This is a genomic window from Promicromonospora sp. NPDC019610 (assembly GCF_044389365.1).
GTDB lineage: Bacteria > Actinomycetota > Actinomycetes > Actinomycetales > Cellulomonadaceae > Promicromonospora.
Genome location: NZ_JBIRXX010000002.1, coordinates 1105828 through 1122558, shown reverse-complemented (window position 1 = coordinate 1122558; position 16731 = coordinate 1105828). Strand labels below are relative to the sequence as shown.

The following is a 16731-nucleotide window of genomic DNA, read 5'->3' as shown; positions in this document are numbered from 1 at the left end:
GGTCTCCCCGGCGTGGGCGTGCGAGCATGACGCCATGACCGCACGCCTCGGCATCATCTGGAACCCCGCCAAGACGACCAGGCAGACCCTCGAGACCGCGCTGGACAAGGCCGTGGCCGCCGAGCGCCTGGACGACCCGGGGTGGCGCGAGACGGTGCTGTGGTCCGAGACCACCGAGGACGATCCCGGGCAGGGCGCGGCCGGGCGGGCGATCGAGGCGGGCGCCGAGGTGGTCGTGGCCGCGGGCGGGGACGGGACCGTGCGGGCCGTCGCGGAGCACCTCGCGCAGTCGGGCGCCGACGTCGAGCTGGGGATCGTGCCGCTCGGCACCGGCAACCTGCTCGCCCGCAACCTCGGGGTGCCGCTCACCGGTGCGGCGGCGGCCTTCCGCCGGGTGCTGGGCGGCCGGCCGCGCACGATCGACGTGGGCTGGCTGGAGATCGACCTCGACGGCGGCACGCGGCGCCACGCCTTCGCCGTCATGGCCGGGTTCGGGCTCGACGCGCACATGATCACCGAGACCGACGACGACCTCAAGGACAAGGTGGGTTGGCTCGCCTACGTCGAGTCGCTGGGACGGGCGCTGACCGCGAGCGGCACCCTCGACGTCACGATCACCGCCGACGGCCAGGTGCTGGAGCGCGACAGCGCGCACACGCTGCTGGTGGGCAACTGCGGCATGCTCCAGGGCGGGATCACGCTCCTGCCCGACGCTGACCCCGGCGACGGCGAGCTGGACCTGCTGGTGCTGAGCGCCGACGGCGCCGCCGGGTGGGTCGACACGCTGCGGAACATGGTCTGGGACAACGGCATCAAGCGCGCCCTGGCGGGCGGGGCGTCGGCCGAGAGCAGCGAGAGCGCCACCCACCGCCGGCTGGAGAGCCTGCAGATCGAGCTCGGCGAGCCCCGCGTGTTCGAGATCGACGGCGAGGACCTGGGGGAGTCGACCCGCGCCGCGGTCAGCGTCCAGCCGGGCGCCGTCCGGGTGCGCTGACGGGGCCGGACCCCAGGAGGCCCGCGGGCGGCGGCAACAAGTTTCCTGGTCGCACGCGATGAGTCCCACGGCGTCGGACGGTCTCTCCTGCAGCACGGTCCCACGACGCGCGAGGAGACGGCAGCATGGACATCACCGAAGACCCGGCGGCGACGGGGCTCGACCTGCGACGTCCGGGCGACGCCGGGTTCGACGAGGCCCGCACGGTATGGAACGCGATGGTCGACCACCGGCCGGCTCTCGTGGTCCGGTGCCGCACGACGGACGACGTCGTCGTGGCGCTCGCGCTGGCCCGGCGCGAGGGGCTGGAGGTGGGCGTGCGGTGCGGCGGGCACAGCGTCGTCGGGCACGGGGTGCCGGACGGCGGGCTGATGATCGACCTCACGCCGATGGGCGAGGTCCGCGTCGACCCGGAGCGGCGGCGCGCCTGGGTGCAGGGCGGCGCCCTGCTCGGCGCGCTCGACGCGGCGACCCAGCCCCACGGCCTGGCGACGACGGCGGGCAACGTCTCGCACACCGGCGTCGGCGGGCTCACCCTGGGCGGCGGCATGGGCTGGCTGGCGCGCAAGTACGGCCTGGCCTGCGACAACGTCGTGTCCTACGAGGTGGTGACGGCGGCCGGCGAGGTGGTCCGCGCGTCGGCCGACGCGCGGCCGGACCTGTTCTGGGCACTGCGCGGCGGGGGCGGCAACTTCGGCGTGGTGACCGAGTTCGAGTTCCGCCTGCACCCGGCGGGCACGCGGGCGGTCAGCGTGGAGCTCGACTTCCCGATCGGCGCGGCGGCGGGCGCCGGGGCGGCGACGTCGTCCGCGGCGGGGGCGGCCTTCCGATGGCGCGACCTCAGTGCCTCCGCCCCGCGGCAGGCCACCTACACGGCGGCGGTGCACGACGGCGTCGCGACGCTCGGCTTCGTCTGGGTGGGCGACCCCGAGAAGGGCCGGGCGCACGCGCGGGAGCTCGACGCGCTGGGCACGCCGTCGGCCCGCCGGGTCGAGGAGCTGTCCTACCTGGACCTGCAGACGCGGGAGGACAGCGTCCGGGGGCACGCCGTGCGCCGCTACTGGAAGGGCCACTACTTCCGCGAGCTGCCCGACGCCGCGCTGGAGGCGCTGCTCGCCCACGACCCCGAGGTGCGGGCCGGCCTCCAGGCCTACGGCGGCGCGATCGCGGAGGTGCCGGACGGCGCGGCCGCGTTCAGCCAGCGCGACGCGCGGTTCGAGTACGTCGTGGCCACCGGCTGGACCGACCCCGCCGAGGACGAGCGGCGGATCGCCGCCGCCCGCACGAGCGCGGCGCTGCTGGAGCCGTACGCCAGCGGCGTCTACGTCAACGTCCTGGCCGACGACGGCGCGGCCGGCGTCCGCCGCGCCTACCCGCCGGCGAAGCTCGCGCGGCTCGCGGAGGTCAAGCGCGCCTACGACCCGGAGAACGTGTTCCACCTGAACCAGAACATCCCGCCGGCCACGGCCTGAGCTCTGCCGGCCTGAAGTCTGCCGGCCTGAGCTCTGCCGGCCTGACAGCGCTGGGCCAAGGTTCACCCGCGATCGCCTTGTGCGGGCGGCCGGGTGTTCTCTAGGTTGCTTCCGTCAGAGCGGACCTGAGCCTCGGTCCGTACCTACGGGCCCCCTACGGGCGGGAATCGAGGGCATCATGTGGTTCGACGTCGAAGGCGTGGCGCACACCGTTGCCCTGCCCGACCCGGGGTGGGCGTTCGAGCCCGGGCTGCTGTCGGCCCTGACCTCGGCGAGGCCCGAGGAGCGGGCGCGGCTGCGGAAGGTGCTCGACGGGCTGCTGGCCGACGCGTACGAGGACCTCGACCCGGACCGGGTCCCCACGGACCACCTGGTCGAGGACGCGATCCCGCGGGGGATGGTCGGCGCGGACCGGGCCGGTGAGCGCCTGTCGGTCGTGCGGCGGACGGCGGCCGCCCTCCGGGCGGTGCCCTATGAGTTCCGGCTCGACGGTCTGGTCGCCCTCGAGGACCTGCTCGACGAGCTCGACGAGCGCATGGAGAACGAGGGCGGACCAGGCGTGTTCGCGGAGCCGGCCTAGGCGCAGTTCACCTAAGTCAGAGCGCCCCGCCCGCGGCGCGGGGTGCGGCCGCCGACTCGCCGGCGTCGCCGATGGTCTCGCGGGCCACGTAGTTCTCCAGGTCGAACAGGTTGTCGCCGGCGCGCCTCGCGACGGTCACCAGGGTGGTCGCGGCGGCGACCTCCTCGACCTGCTCCTCCAGGAACCAGAGCAGGAACTGCTCGCCGAGCGCGTCGCCCTCCGCGCGGGCCGCGCGGAAGATCGCCTCGATCTGGCGGGTCACCTGCTGCTCCTGGTCGAGCGCGAGCTGCAGGGGCTCCAGCACGTCCGCGAAGTCGTTGCGCACCTCGGGGGTGCCCGGGATGCGCACCGGCAGGGACCGGTCGAGGTGGTACTGCACGATCATCATGCCGTGGTTGCGCTCCTCCAGCGCCTGCCGGTAGAAGTGCGCGGCGAGCTGCGGCAGGTCGTGGCTGTCGAACCACACCGCGATCGCCACGTACTGCAGGTGCGCGGCGAACTCGTGGCCCACCTGCTCGCCCAGCAGGCGCAGGTACTCGGAGTTCGGATCGGTCGTCGTCATGGGGCCAACGGTAGGTCAGCGGTCGGGCCGGCGCACAGGCCAGCACCACCCGCCCCGAGCGGGGCAACGGCCGGGATGCGACAGACGGGTGGGACTGCGTCAACCCCGGGCGAGCAGGCTGCGGGCCGTGTCGAGCAGCGTCGTGGCGGCCGGGCGGAACGACATCCCGAGGATCCGCCGGGCCTTGTCGTTGCTGATCTCCAGCGGCGGTACGTCCGCGTCCCCGGCGGCGTCCTGCTCGACGGCGGTGATGTCCACGCCCAGCTCCCGCCGCAGCAGGTCGATCACCCAGCCCCAGGTCACGACGTCGCCGCTCGTCAGGAGGATGCGCTCGCCGACGGCGGCCGACGTCATCGCGCGCACGTGCGCCTGGGCGACGTCGCGCACGTCGACCACGCCGAACCGCAGCCGCGGGAGCACCGGCACGGCGCCGGTCAGCAGACCCTGGACGGCCCCGACGGACGTGGACAACCGCCCGTCGAGCACCGGGCCGAAGATCCCCGTCGGGTTGAGCACGGTCAGGCCAGGCCCTCCGCCCTGCTCGGCCATGAAGTTCCACGCGGCGCGCTCGGCCAGCGCCTTGGACCGGATGTAGGGGTCGTTCGGCCCCTCGGGGTCGGTCCAGTCCGCCTCGTCGTACCGGCGCCCGGCCTTCGGGCTGTAGCCGACGGCGGCGAACGACGACGTCAGCACGACGCGCGCCACGCCCGCGTCCCGGGCATGCCGCAGCACCCGCAGGGTGCCGTCCACCGCGGGCGCGATGATCTCGTCGGCCCGGTCCTCGGGCACGGACAGGAAGGGCGAGGCGACGTGGTGGACCACCGAGACCCCGGCCATCGCGGCGGCCCAGCCCGCGTCGTCGTCCAGGGAGGTCACGACCGTCTCCAGGCGGCCCGCGGGGTCGGCGCCGGCGGCGCGGACCAGGTCGGTGACGGCGCCGGCCCGGGCCGCGTCGCGGACGGTCGCCCGGACGCGATGCCCGCGGTCCAGCAGTGCGGCGACCAGGCGGCCACCGACGTAGCCGTTGCCACCGGTCACCAGGACGGGCAGGGAGTTGTTCTCGGGCAGGGCGGATCCAGGCATGGTGCAGCTCCTCGGTCGGGGTGGGGTTCAGGTCAGGGGGTTCAGAACTTCGTCATCGCGGCGACCGTGCGGTCGGCCGCCCGCCGTTCGGCGTCGGTGTCGCCGTCCACACGGGCCTGCCACAGGTCGGACTTGGCCCGCAGGTACTCCAGGCGGACCGCGAGCCGGGCCAGCTCGGCCTCGACGCGGTCGGCGTGCGCGGCGAAGAGCGCGGCCTCCTCGGCGGCAGCCGCGGCGTCGCCCGGGGCGAGCAGCGCCAGGTAGCGCCGCATCTCCTCGATCGGCACCCCGGCGCCGCGCAGGCAGGACAGTGCTTCCAGCGTCTCGACCACCCGCGGCCCGAACCGGCGGTGCCCGCTGTCCGGGTCGCGGTCCACGGGCCCGACGAGCCCGATCTGCTCGTAGTACCGCAGCGTCGACGCGCTCAGCCCGGTGTGCCGGGCGGCCTCCTGGATGGTGAGCGCCCGCGTCCGTACCGGCTTCGTGCTCGTCGTCCCTGCGCCCTTGCGTTCCCTGCCGCCACGTTCCCTGCCGCCACGTTCCCTGCCGCCACGTTCCCTGCCGCCACGTTCCATGTCCCCAGGTTCTGATACTTCGAGCGCTTGAGGTCAACCGTGGCGCCGGTCACGTCTCGTTCCTGTCACGCTCGGGCCCCGGGCCGGGTTCGCCCTTGCCTATCGGGGGCGTGCAGGGCAGAGTCTGGTGTGACGCACCTCACGACGGGGTGAGGCGCGTCGCCAAGGAGGTGTCCCATGACGACCACCGAGTTCGCGACGCTGCGCCGTTCGATCGAGCAGCTGCGTCGGAGCGTCGCCGACGTGCGCGGCGCCTTCGGTGACGCACCCGAGGTGCGCCGGCTGGTGAACGACCTGGAGCGGCTGGAGATCGACGCGGGCGAGCTCGCCGCGGCGCATCCCGCGCGGGGCGTCCCGGACCTGGTGCCCGAGCACGTCGTCGTGCCCGACACCCCGCTGGACGCGTCGATGTTCAGCGATGCCGACGACGAGGGGCTCGGCGGCTACCACGGCGACCGGTCGTGACGACGACGGCGCGGGGTGTCGGCGCGCGCGGCGTCGACACCCCGGGGCGTGCCGCGGTCGGGGCCCGCACGCTGCGCACGGACCGGTGGTGGCTCGCCCCGGCGGCGACGGCGGCCGGCCTGCTCGTCTTCGTCGTCTACGCCACCGCCCGGGCGTTCGAGCAGGCGTACTTCTTCGCGGACGAGCGCTACCTGACGCCGTTCTACTCGCCCTGCGTGTCGCTCGGGTGCGCGTCGGCACCGGGCTCCTCGCACTTCGGCATGTTCCTGCCGGACCACCCGCTGATCCCGTACGCGGCCCTGAGCCTGCCGTTCCTGCTGCTGTTCCGGCTGACCTGCTACTACTACCGCAAGGCGTACTACCGGTCGTTCTGGTTCGCGCCGGCGGCCTGCGCGGTGCCCGAGCCGCACGCGCGGCAGACGGGCGAGACCCGCTTCCCGCTGGTCCTGCAGAACGTGCACCGCTACTTCTTCTACGTCGCCGTCCTGGTCTCGCTGGTCAACACCTACGACGCGCTCGTCGCGTTCCGGCATCCCGACGACGGGTTCGTCGTGGGCGTCGGCAACCTGGTGCTGCTGGCGAACGTCGCCCTGCTGTGGTGCTACACGGCGTCGTGCCACTCGTGCCGGCACGTCATGGGCGGCCGCCTCACGCACTTCTCGAAGCACCCGGTCCGGTACTGGTTCTGGACCAGGATCTCCGCGCTCAACACGCGGCACATGCTCTTCGCGTGGATCACGCTCGCCTCGCTGATCCTCACGGACCTGTACGTGACGCTCGTCGCGCGCGGGACGATCACGGACCTTCGCCTCATCGGATAACCGCATCATCGGACAACCGCCTCATCGGATAACCGCACGGCCCGTCGGAGAGGAAGCCCGGCCTTGACCGAGATCGAACGGCACGACTACGACGTCCTCGTGATCGGCGCGGGCGGCGCGGGGCTGCGCGCCGCCATCGAGGCCCGCGAGCGCGGGCTGCGCACCGCGATCGTCTGCAAGTCGCTCTTCGGCAAGGCGCACACCGTGATGGCCGAGGGCGGCTGCGCGGCGGCCATGGGCAACGTCAACGAGCACGACTCCTGGCAGGTGCACTTCCGCGACACGATGCGCGGCGGCAAGTTCCTCAACAGCTGGCGGATGGCGGAGCTGCACGCGAAGGAGGCGCCGGACCGGGTCTGGGAGCTGGAGACCTACGGCGCGTTGTTCGACCGGACGCCCGACGGCCGGATCAGCCAGCGCCACTTCGGCGGGCACACCTACCCCCGGCTCGCGCACGTCGGCGACCGGACCGGGCTGGAGCTGCTGCGCACCCTGCAGCAGCGCATCGTCGCGCTGCAGCAGGAGGACCACGCCGCCACCGGCGACTACGAGGCGCGGCTGCGGGTGTTCGCCGAGTGCACGATCACCGAGCTGCTCACCGACCCCGAGGCGGGCACCGAGCACCACGGCGCCGTCGCCGGGGCGTTCGGGTACTGGCGGGAGTCGGGCCGGCACGTCCTGTTCTCGGCGCCCGCCGTGGTGCTGGCCACGGGCGGGATCGGCAAGTCCTTCCAGGTCACGTCCAACTCGTGGGAGTACACGGGCGACGGCCACGCCCTGGCGCTGCGCGCCGGGGCCAGCCTCGTCGACATGGAGTTCGTCCAGTTCCACCCCACCGGGATGGTCTGGCCCCCCAGCGTCAAGGGCATCCTCGTGACCGAGGGCGTGCGCGGCGACGGCGGCGTGCTGCGCAACTCCGACGGCGAGCGGTTCATGTTCGGGTACGTGCCGGACGTGTTCAAGGGTCAGTACGCCCAGTCCGAGGACGAGGCCGACCGCTGGTACGACGACCAGGAGAACAACCGCCGCACGCCCGACCTGCTGCCGCGCGACGAGGTGGCCCGCGCCATCAACACCGAGGTCAAGGAGGGCCGCGGCTCGCCCCACGGCGGCGTCTACCTCGACATCGCCAGCCGCATGCCCGCCGACGAGATCCGGCGGCGCCTGCCCTCGATGTACCACCAGTTCAAGGAGCTGGCCGACGTCGACATCACGGCCGAGCAGATGGAGGTGGGCCCCACCTGCCACTACGTGATGGGCGGCATCGCCGTGGACCCCGACACCGGGCAGTCCCGTGTGCCGGGGCTGTTCGCGGCGGGGGAGTGCGCCGGCGGGATGCACGGCTCCAACCGGCTCGGCGGCAACTCGCTGTCCGACCTCCTCGTGTTCGGCCGGCGCGCGGGGCTCGGCGCGGCCGACTACGTCGTCGGCCTGGAGCGCCGTCCCGCCGTCCGGGAGGCGGACGTCGCCGCGGCGGCCGCCATGACGCTCGCCCCGTTCGACGCGCACCCGGCCGCTGCCGGCGGCGAGAACCCGTACACGCTGCACGCCGAGCTGCAGCGCGTGATGAACGACCTGGTCGGCATCATCCGCACGGAGGCCGAGGTGGTCGCGGCGCTCGACCGGCTCGCCGAGCTGCGGGCCCGGGTGCACGACGTCGTCGTCGAGGGCCACCGGCAGTACAACCCGGGCTGGCACCTGGCGCTGGACCTGCGCAACATGCTCATGGTCAGCGAGGCCGTCGCGTCCTCCGCCCTGCTGCGCACCGAGAGCCGCGGCGGCCACACCCGCGAGGACCACCCCGGGCTCGACGCCGAGTGGCGGCACCGGGTGCTGGTCACCCACTGCGTGCGGGACGGGTCGGGGCTCGGGTCCGGCGCGGCGGTGGTGCCGCGCACCGCCGTCGAACCCGCCGAGCGGGAACCCATGCGCCCGGACCTGCTCGCGCTGTTCGACCTGTCCGAGCTGGAGAAGTACTACACACCGGCCGAGCTGGCCGGGCACCCCGACGCCGGGGGCCCCGACGCCGGCCGGTCCGAGGCGCTGCACCGCGAGGGAGGAACGGCATGAGCTACAAGGGTCGCTTCCGGGTCTGGCGCGGGGACGCCTCCGGCGGGGCGCTCGCGGACTTCGAGGTGGAGGTCAACGAGGGCGAGGTGGTGCTCGACGTGCTGCACCGCATCCAGGCCACGCAGGCGCCCGACCTGGCGGTGCGGTGGAACTGCAAGGCGGGCAAGTGCGGGTCATGCTCGGCCGAGATCGACGGGCGCCCGCGGCTGCTGTGCATGACGCGGATGTCGGTGTTCGCGCCCACCGACGTGGTCACCGTGACGCCGATGCGGACCTTCCCGGTGTTGCGCGACCTCGTGACGGACGTGTCGTTCAACTATGCCAAGGCGCGCGATGTCCCGTCGTTCACGCCGCCGGACGGCCTGGCGCCGGGCGAGTACCGGATGGCGCAGGTCGACGTCGAGCGCTCGCAGGAGTTCCGCAAGTGCATCGAGTGCTTCCTGTGCCAGGACACGTGCCACGTGGTGCGCGACCACGACGAGAACAAGGAGGCGTTCGCCGGCCCGCGGTTCCTGATGCGGGTCGCCGAGCTGGAGATGCACCCGCTGGACGTCGCCGACCGCGTGCCCGCGGCGCAGGACGAGCACGGCCTGGGGCGCTGCAACATCACCAAGTGCTGCACCGAGGTGTGCCCCGAGGGGATCAAGATCACCGACAACGCCCTCATCCCGATGAAGGAGCGGGTGGCGGACCAGCGCTACGACCCCCTGGTGTGGCTGGGCCGGACGATCTCGCGCCGTCGGGACTGAGCCCGGCGCGGTCGAGCTCGGCGGTGGCCCGGGCCAGTTCCGCGCGGATCCCGGCGACGCCGCCGAGCCCGAGCTCGACGGACTGGTCCAGGCACTCCTGCCAGGCGTCGCGCGCCTCGGCCCACCGGCCGGCCTCCCCGAGCAGGACGGCGAGCCGGCGCTCGGCCGCCACCAGGTCCTGCCGCACGTCGAACTCCCGGAACCGGACCGCCGCCTCCTGGTAGCAGACGATCGCCCGCTCCGGGTCGCCCAGGCCGGTGTGCACGAGGCCGAGCGTGTCCCAGACGACGGCGCGGGTGGTCGGGTTGTCCCGGTCGTTCAGCATCCCGAGGGCCCGCTCGGCGAGCGGCAGCGCCCGGTCGAGGTCGCCGGCGTGCGCCAGGGACCACGCGAGGATGTTCAGCGCGTGGGCCTCGTGGAAGGGGTCGCCGGAGCGGCGGCCGTGCACGAGCGCCTGCTCCGCCTGGGCCACCGCCTCGTCGTAACGTCCCCAGCGCACCAGGTCGCCGGCGTACCCGTGGTGCGCGAGCTGGAGCCCCCGCACGTCGCCCAGCTCGGCGGCCAGGTCGACGGTGCGGCGCCGCAGCTCCTCGCACTCCCTCTGTCGGCCGGCGGCGGCCGCCAGCGCCGCGAGGTACCGGGTGCACCACAGCTCCGCCCGCCGGTCCCGGACCTCGACCGCGACGTCGCGCGCGGAGAGCAGCACCGTGCGCAGCGCGTCGCGCTGCTCCGCGTGCTGGGACAGCGTGCTGTAGAGGGCCCAGACCAGGGACAGCACCTCGCCGGGGAACCCGTGCTCGCGGGCCGCCGTCACCACGGAGAACAGGACGGTGCGCTCGGCCCGGAACCAGGCGGCCGGTTCCTCGTCCGGCACCCGGACCGGGCCGGGGTCCTGGACGAACTCCTGGCGGACGCGCCCCGGCCACCGGCGACGGTCCATCTCGAGCGCGACGCCCAGGTACCAAGCCGTCACGCGCCCCACGGCGGCGTCCCGCCACTCCTGCGTCTCGTCCTCGCGCGCCCGCTCGCGGGCGTACTCCGCCACGAGGTCGTGCATCGCGTACCGGCCGGGGGCGTGCTCCGTCACGAGGTTCACGGCGACCAGCTCGGCGAGCGCGTCCTCGGCGCCCGGGCCGCCGAGGAGGGGCGGCAGCGCGGCCGCCGCGACGTCCGGCCCGGGATGGACCCCGAGCAGGCGGAACAGGCGTGCCGCCGGCGGCGACAGCGCCCGGTACGACGTCGCGAAGACGCTGCGGACGTCGGCCATCGCGTCGTCGTCGCCCAGCGTGTCGAGCCGGGCGCCGCCGTCCGCAAGCTCGTCGGCGACCGCCGACAGCGGGAACGCCGGCCGGGCCAGCACCCGGGCCGCGGCGATCACGACGGCGAGCGGCAGGCCGGCGCACCGCTCCACGATCCGGCGCGCGGCCTCCGGCTCGGCGGCGCACCGCTCCGCGCCGACCCGCAGGGCGAGCAGGTCGAACCCCTCGGCGGGCGTCAGGGTGCCCAGCGCCACCCGCGCGGCGCCCAGGCCGGTCAGGGTGGCGCGGCTCGTGACCACGGCGACGCCCGGCCCGGACCCGGGCAGCAGCGGCGCCACCTGGTCGGCGTCGCGGGCGTTGTCCAGCACCACGAGCAGCCGCCGTCCGGCCACGACGCCCCGGTACAGCGCGAGCAGGGCGTCCTCCGACGCCGGGACGCGCCCCTTGGCCACGCCCAGGGCCTCCAGGAACGCCCGTACCACCGTGCCCGGCGGCACCGGCGCCGACGTCGGGTCGAACCCTCGCAGGTTGGCGTAGAGCTGCCCGTCGGGGAACCGGTCGGCGACGCGGTGCGCCCAGTGCAGCGCGGTCGCGGTCTTGCCGACTCCGCCCGCGCCGTCCAGGACCGCGACCCGGGGCGCGCCGTCGTCGGCCAGGAACGCGTCGAGCTCGGCGAGCGCGCCCGCGCGCCCGCTGAAGGTGAGGGGACCGAGCGGGAGCTGGCGCGGGACCCGGCCGGGGTCCGCGCCCGGACTGGCGGCGGCGCCCGGACCGGCGGCGGCCGCAGCGCCGGTGACCGCTGCGCCGGTGAGCCCTGCGTCGGTGAGCCCTGCGTCGGTGACCCCTGCGTCGGTGACCCCTGCGCCGGTGAGCCCTGGGCCGGTGGTCCGGCGCCCGGTTCCGGGGCCGGCGAACGCCGGGCCGGTGGCCGCCGCGGCGGCGATCTCCCGCCGCAGCCGCCGGACCGCCTCCCCGGGGCCGATGCCCAGCTCGTCGGCGAGCGTGCGCTCCAGCCGGGCGGAGGCGTCGAGGGCCTCGGCGGGCCGTCCGCTCCGGGCGAGCGCCGTCATCAGGTGCCCCCAGAAGCGCTCCTGCAGCGGGTAGCGGTCCGTCAGGTCGCGCAGCTCCGCGACCAGGGCGTCGTCCGGCGTCCCGAGGTCGATCTCGATGCGGCGGGCGAGCGCCGCGAGGCGCTGCTCCTCCAGCCGCGGCGCCTCGACCGTATGCAGGATCTCGGACCGGACCCCGTCGAACGGCGCGCCGCGCCACAGGCCCAGGGCGTCGGCCAGGCGCCGGCGCTCCGCGGCCGGCGTCTCGGCGAGCCGGGCCCGGACGAGCCCCGCGAACGACGCGACGTCCACCCGCCCGGCGGGCAGGGCCAGCCGGTACCCGCCCGGTGCGGTCTCGACGGCGGCGTCGCCCAGGACTGACCGCAGCCGGCGGACCAGCACCTGCAGCGACCCCTGCGGGGAGACGGGCAGGTCCTCACCCCAGACGACGTCGACGAGGCGCTCCACGGACACCGGCGCGCCCGCGCCGACCGCCAGCCCGGTCAGGAGGGCACGCAGCCGGCCCGGCAGGCGCACCGCCGCGCCGTCGACCACGACGGCGAACGGGCCCAGCACGGAGACCGTGACCGCGGGCTCGTGCCCGTCGTCCTGCCGTGTCCCGTCCCGCCGTGTCCCGTCTCGCCGTGTCCCGTCTCGCCGCATCCCGTCCCGCACCGTCGCGCCCCCCGTCCCGGCCATCCTGCCGGGTCGGGGTCCCGACCGAAAGGTGAAAGCAGTTTGAAACCGCCGGCGCGTGCAATGGGCGGTGACGCCGAGATCCGGCGTCCTGCAGGAGGGTGCCCATGCTACGGATCCACTTCACCGCCGAGGACCTGCTGCGGGTCCGGCTCGCCCCCGGGCCCGACCCGCTGTGGGAGGCCGTGCTCAGCGCGCACCAGGTGAACCAGCCGGGCGGACCCCTGGTCTTCGCCGAGTGGCGCTCGCGCGTGCTGTCCGGGATGTCGTGGGAGGCGCGCTCCTACCTGCGGCTCACGCCACCGCGCGGGTACACCCCCGACTTCCTCACGCCCGCCGGCGGGACCACCGAGTTCGGCGCGGGCCTGGAGACGGTGCTGAGCACGCCGTCCGCCCGGTTCCGGGACGAGCTGGAGCTCCTGGGCGGGCAGCGTGACGTGCCGCGCTGGGCGCTCGACCTGGCGCGCTCGGCGCCCGCCCGACGGCGGCTGGGGCAGGCCACCCAGGCCTACCACGACCAGGCGCTCGCCCCGCACTGGTCCGCGGTCCGCACCGCCGTGGAGGCCGACGTCGCCGCGCACGTGCGCACCCTGACGGGCGGCGGTACGGCGGCGCTCCTCAGCTCGGTGCACCCGGCCGTCACCTGGCGGGACCCGGTGCTGTGCGTCGAGACCGCGGCCGACCGGGACGTCTACCTAGAGGGTCGGGGCATCACCCTGCAGCCGGCGTTCTTCTGCTGGCGCGCGCCCATCTCGCTGGCCGACCCGGCGCTCGCGCCGGTGCTCGTGTACCCGGTGCCGCACCGGCTGTCCTGGCTCCACCCGGCCGGCGGCGGCCGGCACGACCGGGCGCTGGCCGCGCTCCTCGGCCGGACGCGCGCGGCCGCGCTGGCGGCCCTGACCTACGGCGCGAGCACGAGCGAGCTGGCCCGGCACATCGGTGTCTCCGCGCCGTCGGCCTCGGAGCACGCGTCCGTGCTGCGCGACGCCGGGCTGATCGCGTCGCGGCGGGAGCGCAACAGCGTCTGGCACACCCTCACGCCGCTCGGTCAGGCGGTGCTCGACGGCGACCGGGTGCTGCCGGTCGTTCAGCGGCCTCCGGCGGGGTCGGCAGGTGGGTCGGCGGGATCGGCGACGGCGAGGTCGGTGTCGGCGGGGTCGGCGAGGGCGAGGTCGGCGGGGGTGCCGGCGGGGTCGGCGGGGGTGCCGGCAGGGTCGGCGGCGGCACGGGCGGTGTCGGCGTCAGCGGCGGCGCCGGCGTCGGCGGTGCCGCGCGCGGCGGCGAGCTTGGCCAGGATCCCGGCGAGCTCGTCCGTGCGGCCCAGGGCGCGCAGGTCCTCGGCGCACGCCCGGTAGGTGGCGGCCGCGGCGTCCGGCTCGCCGAGGTCGAGCTGGACGTCGCCGACCAGCTCGCGGGTGTAGCAGCGGACCCAGACGTCGCCGGCCTCCGTCAGGGTGGCGTACGCGTGCCGCGCGGCCGCCAGGGCGTCGTCCAGCTTGCCCAGCCGGCGCAGGTAGAGGCCCACTGCCGACTCAGTGCAGCCGTCGCCGAGGAGATCGCCGGTGCGGCGGAAGAGGTCGAGGGACCGCTCCGCGTGGTCCAGGGCCTCGTCCGGGCGGCCCAGCTCGGACAGGACGGCGGCCGTGGTGTTCAGCAGCCAGGCGCGCGTGGTGTCGTCGACCTCGGGGTGGCGGCCGGTGTGGTGCTCGGTCTTGTGCCCGGTCTTGTGCTCGGTCTTGTACTCGGCAGGGTCCTCGGTCAGCGGGAGGGTCGGTTCGAGGGCGCGCCAGGCGTCGTCGGGCCGCCCGAGCCGCATGAGGGCGTGGGCGATCCAGCGGCGGGAGCCCACCTGTTCCGGCACGCGGCCGAGCCGTTCCAGCCCGGCGAGCGCCAGGCGCTCGGCCTCCAGCAGCGTCGGGACCTGCCGCCGTCCCCACAGGTACGGGCGCAGGCAGCGCGCGATGCGCCAGGTGTGCTCGTCGTTGCCGGTGGCGGCTGCCCGCCGGACCATCGCGACGAGAACGGGTGCCTCGCTCTCGAGGAGGGCGAGGCCGGCGTCGTACCCGGAGGGCGGGGGCGTCGCGAGGACGCCGTCCGACGGCGGGCCGAGCGTGTGCCGGTCCTCGGAGGGCGGCGCGAGCGCCTGCTCGGCCTGGTGGGCGACGCCCAGGTAGTGGTCGAGCATGCGGACGGTCGCGGCGGCGGACTGCTCGGGCGGGTCCTGCGCGGCGAGCTCGGTCGCGTAGTCCATGAGCAGCTCGTGCATGGTGAACCGGCCCGGCGCGAGCTCGATCAGGAGGCTCGCGCGCTCCAGCTCGGCGACGGCGGCGCGGGCGCGGTCCCGGGGGAGCGCGCCGAGGCTCGCGACGCTCGGGACGGTGACGTGTGGTCCGGGGTGCAGGCCCAGCAGGCGGAACACCGCGGCGGCGTCGGCACCGAGCGCGCGGTAGGACCACGAGAAGACGGAGCGGGCGGCGTGGTCGCGGCCGGCGGACAGGGCGGAGATGCGGGAGCGGTGCAGCTCGCGGACCAGCCCGGCGAGCGGCGCCCCGGCCCGCGCGGCCGCCCGCTCGGCGACGATCACGTGCGCCAGGGGCAGCCCGCCGCACAGCGTCAGCAGCTCGCGGACGGCCTCCGGCTCCGCGGCGAGGCGGGCGGCGCCCAGCCGGGCGGCCAGCACGTCCTCGGCCTCGGCCGACGGGAGCGTCTCGAGGGCGAGCCGCGCGGCGCCCTCGACGGCGACCAGGCCGCCCAGCCGGTTCCGGCTCGTGACGACCACGACGCAGCGCCGTCCGCCCGGCAGGAGGGGCCGCACCTGCTCGACGTCGCGGGCGTTGTCCAGCACCACGAGGACCCGGCGGTCCGCGAGCACCGAGCGGTACAGGGCGGCCTGGGCGTCGGCGTCGTCCGGGATCCGGGCCGGCGGGACGCCGAGCGCGTCGAGGAACTGGCGGACGGCGACCGCGGGGGCCAGCGGCGTGTTCGTGGGGAAGTAGCCGCGCAGGTTGACGTAGAGGGTCCCGTCGGGGAAGTGGTCGGACGCGCGGTGGGCCCAGTGCAGCACCGTCGCCGTCTTGCCGACCCCGCCCGGTCCGTCGACGACGGCGATCCGGGGCGCGGTGTCGAGGAGGGCGTCCAGGGCGGTGAGGGCGGCGGCGCGGCCGCGGAAGGTGCGCTCCGGGGGCGGAAGCATGGCTGGGGGTGCTGGGGGTGCTGGTTGTGCGCGGGGTGTCGGCGGCCCGGGTGGCTCGGCGGGCTCGGGCGCGAGGAGCCGGCGGTGCGCGGCCTGGGCCTCCTCGCCGGGCGAGGTGCCGAGCTCGGCGCGCAGGATCCGGTACAGGTCCTGGTAGGCGGCCAGGGCGTCGGCGCGCCGGCCGGTGCGGTCGAGCACGGCCATGAGCCGGACCCACAGGCTCTCGCGCAGCGGGTAGGTGGCCACGAGCTCGCGCAGGGTGGCGGCCAGGTCGCCGAGGGCTCGATCGCCGAGGGCTCGATCGCCGAGGGCTCGGTCGCCGAGGGCTCGGTCGCCGAGGGCTCGGTCGCCGAGGTCTGGAACGCCAAGGTCTGGGTCGCCGGGGGCTGTCTTGCCGGGGGCTGGGACATCGGGGGCTGGGTCCTCGGGGGCTGGGTCCTCGGGGGCTGGGTCGTGGCCGGCGAGCGCGAGGTCGGCGCACCGTTCCACGGCGGCCAACGCGGGCTGCACCAGTCGCGGGCGGTCGACCGTGCGGAGCAGGTCGGAGTCGACGGTCTCGAAGGGGGAGCCGCGCCAGTCCGCGAGGGCCTCGCGCAGGAGCCGGTACTCCTCCGCGGGATCGGCCGCCGCGCGGCTCGCGGTCAGTGCCGACTCGAACCGGGACAGGTCCACGGCGTCCGCCGGGACGTCGAGCTGGTAGCCGCCGGGGGTGGTGCGGACTGCGTCGGCCCCGAGCGCCGTCCGCAGCCGGGTGACCAGCACCTGGATGGCCTTGCGGGGGTCGGCGGGGCGGTCCTGGCCCCACACCGCGGCGGCGATGCGCTCGGTCGGCACGGGCCGCCCGACGTCGAGCGCGAGCACCGCGAGCAGCGTGCGCAGGCGGGAGCTGAGGGCGACGGGCGCGCCGTCGACCGTCACGCCGAACGGGCCGAGCAGGCGCACCGACAGCAGGCCCGTGACATGTGGCATGCCAGCTCCCTGGGTCGGCCGTCGTCGTGCCTGCTCAGTATCGTGCCTCGCCGCCCCGTGGCGCAGGAGGTCAGGCCGGCGGCCCGAGAATCAGTCAGTGCGGCAGTCCGCACAGTGGTTGGTGGAGCGGTCGCGGTGCAGCGGTCGAGCAGCGGTCGCCCCGGCGCGCCGAGGAGAGGGGTCGGCGCGCCAGG

The 16731-nt window shown here is 75.4% G+C and carries 12 protein-coding genes and 1 pseudogene; 8 read left to right on the top strand and 5 right to left on the bottom strand.

Going from position 1 to position 16731, the window contains the following annotated elements; all coding sequences use genetic code 11:
* Positions 1 to 34: 34 nt before the first annotated feature.
* From ACH45N_RS16670 to ACH45N_RS16660, 3 genes are all read left to right on the top strand, one after another.
* Entirely contained in the window at positions 35 to 994 is a 960-nt protein-coding gene (locus ACH45N_RS16670) for a diacylglycerol/lipid kinase family protein (protein WP_397395785.1), read from the top strand.
* Between the two features lie 125 nt (positions 995 to 1119).
* Entirely contained in the window at positions 1120 to 2466 is a 1347-nt protein-coding gene (locus ACH45N_RS16665; RefSeq protein WP_397395783.1) for an FAD-binding oxidoreductase, read from the top strand.
* Positions 2467 to 2644: 178 nt separating this feature from the next.
* The gene (locus ACH45N_RS16660; RefSeq protein ID WP_397395781.1) at positions 2645 to 3046 is read left to right on the top strand and encodes a hypothetical protein; all 402 of its coding nucleotides are present in this window, start codon (positions 2645 to 2647) and stop codon (positions 3044 to 3046) included.
* Positions 3047 to 3062: 16 nt separating this feature from the next.
* On the opposite strand, the gene ACH45N_RS16655 is transcribed toward ACH45N_RS16660, so the two are convergent.
* From ACH45N_RS16655 to ACH45N_RS16645, 3 genes are all read right to left on the bottom strand, one after another.
* The gene (locus ACH45N_RS16655; RefSeq protein WP_397395779.1) at positions 3063 to 3608 is read right to left on the bottom strand and encodes a ferritin; all 546 of its coding nucleotides are present in this window, start codon (positions 3606 to 3608) and stop codon (positions 3063 to 3065) included.
* A gap of 99 nt (positions 3609 to 3707) precedes the next feature.
* Positions 3708 to 4691: an NAD-dependent epimerase/dehydratase family protein gene (locus ACH45N_RS16650; protein ID WP_397395777.1), complete on the bottom strand. Its 984-nt coding sequence runs from the start codon at positions 4689 to 4691 to the stop codon at positions 3708 to 3710.
* 41 nt (positions 4692 to 4732) lie between these two features.
* Positions 4733 to 5266, bottom strand: a complete 534-nt coding sequence (locus tag ACH45N_RS16645) for a MerR family transcriptional regulator (RefSeq protein WP_397395775.1) — start codon at positions 5264 to 5266, stop codon at positions 4733 to 4735.
* A 177-nt stretch (positions 5267 to 5443) separates the two neighbouring features.
* On the opposite strand from ACH45N_RS16645, the gene ACH45N_RS16640 reads away from it, so the two are divergent.
* The 4 genes from ACH45N_RS16640 (at position 5444) to ACH45N_RS16625 (ending at position 9371) form a co-directional block, all read left to right on the top strand.
* Positions 5444 to 5731, top strand: a complete 288-nt coding sequence (locus ACH45N_RS16640; RefSeq protein ID WP_377228247.1) for a hypothetical protein — start codon at positions 5444 to 5446, stop codon at positions 5729 to 5731.
* Positions 5728 to 6552: a hypothetical protein gene (locus ACH45N_RS16635; RefSeq protein WP_397395773.1), complete on the top strand. Its 825-nt coding sequence runs from the start codon at positions 5728 to 5730 to the stop codon at positions 6550 to 6552. The genes ACH45N_RS16640 and ACH45N_RS16635 overlap by 4 nt, the downstream gene beginning before the upstream one ends.
* 63 nt (positions 6553 to 6615) lie before the next feature.
* Entirely contained in the window at positions 6616 to 8622 is a 2007-nt protein-coding gene (locus ACH45N_RS16630) for a fumarate reductase/succinate dehydrogenase flavoprotein subunit (protein ID WP_397395771.1), read from the top strand.
* The gene (locus ACH45N_RS16625) at positions 8619 to 9371 is read left to right on the top strand and encodes a succinate dehydrogenase/fumarate reductase iron-sulfur subunit (RefSeq protein ID WP_397395769.1); all 753 of its coding nucleotides are present in this window, start codon (positions 8619 to 8621) and stop codon (positions 9369 to 9371) included. The genes ACH45N_RS16630 and ACH45N_RS16625 overlap by 4 nt, the downstream gene beginning before the upstream one ends.
* On the opposite strand, the gene ACH45N_RS16620 is transcribed toward ACH45N_RS16625, so the two are convergent.
* Positions 9286 to 12342 (bottom strand): AfsR/SARP family transcriptional regulator, encoded by a 3057-nt coding sequence (locus ACH45N_RS16620; protein ID WP_397395767.1) that lies wholly within the window; start codon positions 12340 to 12342, stop codon positions 9286 to 9288. The genes ACH45N_RS16625 and ACH45N_RS16620 overlap by 86 nt on opposite strands.
* Before the next feature lie 140 nt (positions 12343 to 12482).
* Here ACH45N_RS16620 and ACH45N_RS16615 point away from each other — a divergent pair.
* Positions 12483 to 13364, top strand: a pseudogene (locus tag ACH45N_RS16615) (hypothetical protein); the annotation flags it as partial.
* 98 nt (positions 13365 to 13462) lie between these two features.
* On the opposite strand, the gene ACH45N_RS16610 reads toward ACH45N_RS16615, so the two are convergent.
* Positions 13463 to 16537: a BTAD domain-containing putative transcriptional regulator gene (locus ACH45N_RS16610; RefSeq protein ID WP_397395765.1), complete on the bottom strand. Its 3075-nt coding sequence runs from the start codon at positions 16535 to 16537 to the stop codon at positions 13463 to 13465.
* Between the last annotated feature and the right edge of the window lie 194 nt (positions 16538 to 16731).